Source organism: Roseiconus nitratireducens (assembly GCF_008629675.1).
Classification (GTDB): Bacteria; Planctomycetota; Planctomycetia; order Pirellulales; family Pirellulaceae; genus Stieleria; species Stieleria nitratireducens.
Genome location: NZ_VWOX01000047.1, coordinates 1 through 5,436, shown reverse-complemented (window position 1 = coordinate 5,436; position 5,436 = coordinate 1). Strand labels below are relative to the sequence as shown.

6 protein-coding genes are annotated in these 5,436 nt (G+C 53.2%); 5 read left to right on the top strand and 1 reads right to left on the bottom strand.

Annotated features, from left to right (window positions below; all coding sequences use genetic code 11):
* The 5 genes from FYK55_RS28580 to FYK55_RS28560 form a co-directional block, all read left to right on the top strand.
* On the top strand, positions 1-877 hold an 877-nt coding region (locus FYK55_RS28580; RefSeq protein ID WP_150080034.1), incomplete at its 5' end, for an RHS repeat-associated core domain-containing protein.
* Positions 878-931: 54 nt separating this feature from the next.
* Positions 932-1,597, top strand: coding sequence for a hypothetical protein (locus tag FYK55_RS28575; RefSeq protein ID WP_150080033.1), 666 nt, complete (start codon positions 932-934; stop codon positions 1,595-1,597).
* Positions 1,598-2,532: 935 nt separating this feature from the next.
* Positions 2,533-3,081, top strand: coding sequence for a class I SAM-dependent methyltransferase (locus tag FYK55_RS28570; RefSeq protein ID WP_150080032.1), 549 nt, complete (start codon positions 2,533-2,535; stop codon positions 3,079-3,081).
* A gap of 312 nt (positions 3,082-3,393) precedes the next feature.
* The gene (locus FYK55_RS28565; RefSeq protein ID WP_150080031.1) at positions 3,394-4,056 is read left to right on the top strand and encodes a hypothetical protein; all 663 of its coding nucleotides are present in this window, start codon (positions 3,394-3,396) and stop codon (positions 4,054-4,056) included.
* A gap of 3 nt (positions 4,057-4,059) precedes the next feature.
* Positions 4,060-4,548, top strand: a complete 489-nt coding sequence (locus FYK55_RS28560) for a hypothetical protein (protein ID WP_150080030.1) — start codon at positions 4,060-4,062, stop codon at positions 4,546-4,548.
* Positions 4,549-4,571: 23 nt separating this feature from the next.
* Here the strand turns inward: FYK55_RS28560 and FYK55_RS28555 are convergent, their stop codons facing one another.
* The gene (locus FYK55_RS28555; RefSeq protein WP_235909044.1) at positions 4,572-5,177 is read right to left on the bottom strand and encodes a sigma-70 family RNA polymerase sigma factor; all 606 of its coding nucleotides are present in this window, start codon (positions 5,175-5,177) and stop codon (positions 4,572-4,574) included.
* Between the last annotated feature and the right edge of the window lie 259 nt (positions 5,178-5,436).

Here is a 5,436-nt window from a genome sequence, read left to right as displayed (position 1 = left end):
GAGTTCCGACGACGACAACCGCTACACCTACACCGGCCGCGAATGGGATCAAGAACTCGAACTCTACCACTTCCGGGCACGGATGTACGATCCAAAAGCCGGAAGGTTCATCGGAAGGGACCCGATTGGATATGTCGGATCCTTTTTGGTATATGAAAACACGTTCCAACTCACAAACATGGACCCGACAGGGTATAAGCGTACTGGGGATGACGATGGAGATGGTGAGAATGATGGAGGCTCAGATTGTTTCACAGTATCGCGGACTCCGATCGAGCCCGGCCTAGGTGATGGCAGCACTCCGAATATTCCTACGCCAATCCCGGGTGTGTCAGTATCCGTCGGATACAGCATATCCGCTTCAGGCACAATTGCTGTGAGTATCTGCGAAGAATGTTGCGACGATGGCAGTCTCGTAGAAAATACGAAGGTTCGAGCAACCATTGCCGTCACAGCTGAAGTGGACCTTGTGCTGGGGCGAAGAATCGAAAGATCATTTGGCCCCCTGGAACTCAGCGGCTATATCGGTGCACGCGGTGCGTTGATTGGTCGTGTTGCTCTAAGCGGCGGTGGTCAGACCGACAAGTGTAACGGTCAGGATGGGTTTGATTTCCGAGTGTGTACGAATGCAACCATTAGCGGACGTATCTCCGGCGGTGCGATGATCCAGGCAAGCTATCGCTGGTGGAGCTATCGAATCGGTGCCGAAGTGACTGGTTCGCTAACCGCCGGTGTGAAGGTTTGTATGGTCTGCAATGAAGGAGGTTGCGGTCTCGATGATGCGGACTTAACGAGTTTGACTTACAGAACCGGATGGCACGCTTGCTGGGGTGCGTGTTATAGCGGCGATTTCATCTCTGGATCCATCGACTTATAGCAGTTTGAGAGACGTGGCATGGATACGGCGACTGATCGGTCTCGGAGTCATCAAGTGAACTCCGAGGCCGATACGGAATTTGCGATCGGACGTGCCTTGTACACAAATGCCGATATTTTCGAAGTGACTGTTGATGGTGACTTGACCGAAATCCGTCCGAAGCCAACACCCTATGTATCTATCACTCTCACGGCTTTATTAATTACAGCCTTTTTCGTTGGCTTCGCCTACGTCCTTCACCGAAACAATGTCAACCAACCGATCCGAAGCTTCAGTATCGTTGCCGCCGTTGCACTTCTAGCCGTTGGCGGATATGTAACTATTTCAATTTGGCAATACAATACTGAACAAAAATCTGGGCCCGTGCTGATGCATGACAGCTCTACCGGACTTGTGACGTTGCCTCGACTGCAAGTCGAATTTCCTGCGGATTCAATCGAATACTTTCAGCACTTGTCTTCGTACAGTCCTAGCCAGTCCCAGTATCTGCAAGGGCGACGAGTCACTGAAATAAACATGGTTGTCCGCGATGCTGGTTTGACAATGCGATACGGCTTGCTCACGAGTGCAGTCCCTCTCGACAAACTAGAGTCAGAGATTTCAGCACTTCGTCTCGCGCCAGTTCGGCGACAAATTCAGCATCGATTAGAGCTTCGAAAGCGGCTTGATGAACTCACATGGACCGACGAACGCCGAGGCGAAGTCAATTTGACCGATTGACCAAATTCAAGGAAGTCCGCCATCCTGCACGCACTTTACCCTGGACGGTGTCAAACCTGTTGTCACCGATGGTGAGTCGGCACCCAAATTACGAAATGGCGAGCAATTGAAGCGAGCAGTGACACATCTTCTTTGGGTCGGAACATTGGCTTTCGCGTTTGCTGTTTTCCTTATTTCCCTGTGGCTTTTGGCAGCTGATCCATCGTCAGAACTGTCGTTGGCATCGGTAGTGACGGTTGGCACTGGGAGCATGTTTTGCCTCGCCGTGGCTTTTGTGTCTTGGAAGGTAGTCCAATTCATATCCGATCGGTGAACTGAAATTTTGCAGGCTTACGGAAGTGTCGGTCGCGTTTAGGGTGCGGCTTGTTTCGATGCGATGAGTTTTATCTTATTGAGAGACGCAGGCACAAAGAAGAGGCGACTGCCAGCGTGAGAGTTCACCACTTCCGCTTTGAGGCTGCGCCTAAAATTCGCGTGAAAGTGATGCCGATGCCTTCAATGTCTTTTAGCATAACTGAAAAACACCTCTTCAATGAACCCTGAAATACTAACCAACGTCCTCCTCCAAGTGCCTGCACTCGCCGTGGTTGTGTACCTGGTCATTCATTTTTTTCCACTACTTAAAATCGGCTCGTGATGATGAGCGCGAGTTTATGAAGCGGATGGCGAGCGACCAAAGCGAGATCATCGAGCGAAACACGCGGGCTCTTGTCGAAACGCACCAAATGGCCTACGAGACGAGGGAGCACTGGCCGAAGTCCGGGTCGTGCTCGAACAGCAAATGACGCGGATGTCTAAATCCGATCCAGGTGACTACCCGAACGACGAAACCATCTAAATCACGAGCCATATTGAATGGCTCGATCGATTGCGCCGATCGATTTTGGTTGACATCAAGTGACAAGACTACTTGGCTGTTTCAAGGAGCGTTTATCATGCGACATTTCTATTCCGAAATTCCCGGTTGGTTCACTTTTTCGCGGTTCTATCGAGAAGCCATCGCCAGCGCGCCGGAGCCGGCCAGGTTTGTCGAGATTGGAGTCTGGAAAGGTCGATCAACCGCGTTCCTTGGCGTTGAAATCCTTAACTCGGCAAAGAGGATTCGACTCGACGTGGTTGACACGTTTCAGGGATCGGATGAATTGGTGCATCAGCAAGATGCCGACTTGGGCCGGCTTGAGCAAGCATTCCGGCGAAACATTGAACCGGTCGCGGCGGTGATTGGCACGATTCGGTCGGAACCGTCCACCGACGCCGCATTGCATTACCGTGATCGTTCGCTGGATTTCGTTTTCATCGACGCGGCCCATGACTACGAAAGCGTCAAGAGGGACATCCAAGCCTGGAAGCCCAAGATCAAACGCGACGGCATTCTTGCCGGCCACGACTACCATCCAGAATGGCCCGGAGTTGTACGAGCGGTCGACGAGCTTTGCCCAACTCGAACCGTTTTGCGAAAGCAGGAATGTTGGGTCGTGTATTGATTGGTTTTGAATCCGTATCGAGCCACAACATTAGCCGGTTTTCAATCGTTTCTTCTGCATTGCGTGGCGTTGTTTCCGTGCGAGTCGAACTTGATCGTTCAATTTGGGAAGGTACCGCCCGATTCAGAGTGGGATTCGGAATCTCGGAAAGCGAAACTCTGGGAGCAATGTTGGAGATTTCGACCGCGTTGAATGAGACCCCATTCACAGACCTCTCAACGCTCGCGGTTAGCGGCGTCGGCTCTGGGGGTCCCGGATCAGTCCAAAACACAACGAACTATTGCAGAATTTTAGATCAATGATGTGATTGCCATGCAAACGAAACATGATCAGCAAGTGACGGTTCAATCATGCGAGACATCACCTTTGGATGAAAAAGGCATTCTTTATGTCGCCATCGGATGGCGGATGCGAAACCAACTGGAGCGTTCCATCGCCTCGGTTCGTCGTTATTTGGATCTGCCGATTACCGTCATCACCGACCTGGACGGGATTCAGGACGTGGATGAGATCCGAAAAGTCAATTGGAGCCGTAAGCCCGGTTATGCCGTGAAACCCGCGTTTGTTCCGCAACTCCCCTATCAACGCACTCTGGTGCTTGATGCCGACACCGTCATCCTGCGATCCGACGCCGCCTCTCCACTGGAACTGATCACCGATCGCTACGGCTATCATGCGGCCGCCGTTCAGTCGCTAAATTATCGCACAAACGAAGTGAGAGTGCTCAGTTGCACGCCGAGCTGTAATTCTGGAGTTCTGTTTCTGCGACGATCTCCGCCGGTGCGAAGGGCGATGCGGCTTTGGCAAAAGTATTATCCCGGCCACGGAAGCGAAGAGATTTTCCTAACGCGGGCACTATTGAAAGCCGCCGCTGTAACCTTCTGGCTTCCTCGCCAATGGAATGACCGCGGCCAGCGAGGAAATCGCAAGCACGATGTGCGAATCTGGCATCCTAAACCAACCTCGAAGCGATAAGCGATGACTAACTCATTGAACAAGCATGCGTCGAAGCACAGCCAGGCGGTCGTGCCCTGGATGGCGTCCGAAGAAGTTGACACGATTGAGGCAATGCTGCGTCCACATTGGCACGTTCTCGAGTACGGTTCGGGAGGTTCGACGGTTTGGTTTGCCCGACGTGTCAAACGAGTGACATCGATTGAACACGACCGTGGTTGGGTCCGGCGAGCTGCGTCTTTACCCGCGAATGTCGATCTGCGACTTGTTCCACCGCAGTGGAAACTTCAGAGACGGTTTGGCCCAGCGGAGCCAGGGCAGTTTGCCTCCTACGTGGCCGCCGCCGATGACATTGCACCGCAATTCGTATTAATTGATGGGCGAGCGCGTGTCGCGTGCGCCCAGCGGTGGGCCGGCAAGGCCATCGTGGTGCTGCACGATTCTAACCGGCCTCGTTATCGTTCGCTTAGCCTGCAAACGCTTCGCGGATCGCTGGCATTAGTGCGGGCTTGATTCATGATTGCCACTGTGAGTCATCAATCAAACCGGTAGCCGGTTTGCAGACGTTCTTCGAGCATTGCACGACCTTGTGTCCGAGCGTAGCGAACTTGATCGTATGTCAGCTCGATCCGATCGGCGATCTCGCGAATAGACAACCCACCGTAGCTCAAGAACATGATCGTCCGAACGGGTTCATCAAGATCGTCGATCGCCATGCGAACGTCAATTTGCTGTTCGATCATCACGCCGCGTCCGTTCACCGGATCGATCTCCAGTGTCAAGTCTCTGCCGTAACGGCGGCGAAGCGATCGGATCGCTTCCTTGCACTGGCGAAACAGGATGGTTCGCAACCAGCTTGCGAACTCATGGGGTGGGCGATCAAAGTCGTAGCCCAGATCGGATCGCTTTTGCAGTTGCCTGGCCAGCAAAAGCATCGCATCATGCGCTACGTCGTCGCACCACGCAGTCGGTGCGCCGGTTTCGATCAACGACCGTTCGGCGCACGTCCACAGTTGACTGCGGTAGATCTCGTTGTCGATAAGGACATGCCAGACTGTGGTCCAACTGTTTGACCGGCAAGCAGCGTCGACGAACTCGGTCCGAAGATCTTCCCAAAGTTCGTCCGTGTCCCAACCGGCCATCAACCCGCCCCGCATTTGGATGTTTGAGACGGCGACAGATGAGAGAGGCAGTCGATGCCCACGCCGCCGAATCAGTCCTATGCATTGACGGAGTAACGAAAGGGAAAGATTTCCCGCAAGAGTGAAATAAAGTTCAGAATGGCAACATTCGGACGGTCGTGCAATTGCACGCTAGCAGTCGCGACTGTTTCCCGACGGGAACTCGTCAATCAGGACCTCGTTGTGCGCGTCTCGCCAACTCTCGAAGCAGACGATCAAC

Coding starts and splice junctions, on each gene's coding strand:
- FYK55_RS28555 (WP_235909044.1), bottom strand. CDS start 5,177: ATGGCCGGTTGGGACACGGACGAACTTTGGGAAGATCTTCGGACCGAG.
- FYK55_RS28570 (WP_150080032.1), top strand. CDS start 2,533: ATGCGACATTTCTATTCCGAAATTCCCGGTTGGTTCACTTTTTCGCGG.
- FYK55_RS28560 (WP_150080030.1), top strand. CDS start 4,060: ATGACTAACTCATTGAACAAGCATGCGTCGAAGCACAGCCAGGCGGTC.
- FYK55_RS28565 (WP_150080031.1), top strand. CDS start 3,394: ATGCAAACGAAACATGATCAGCAAGTGACGGTTCAATCATGCGAGACA.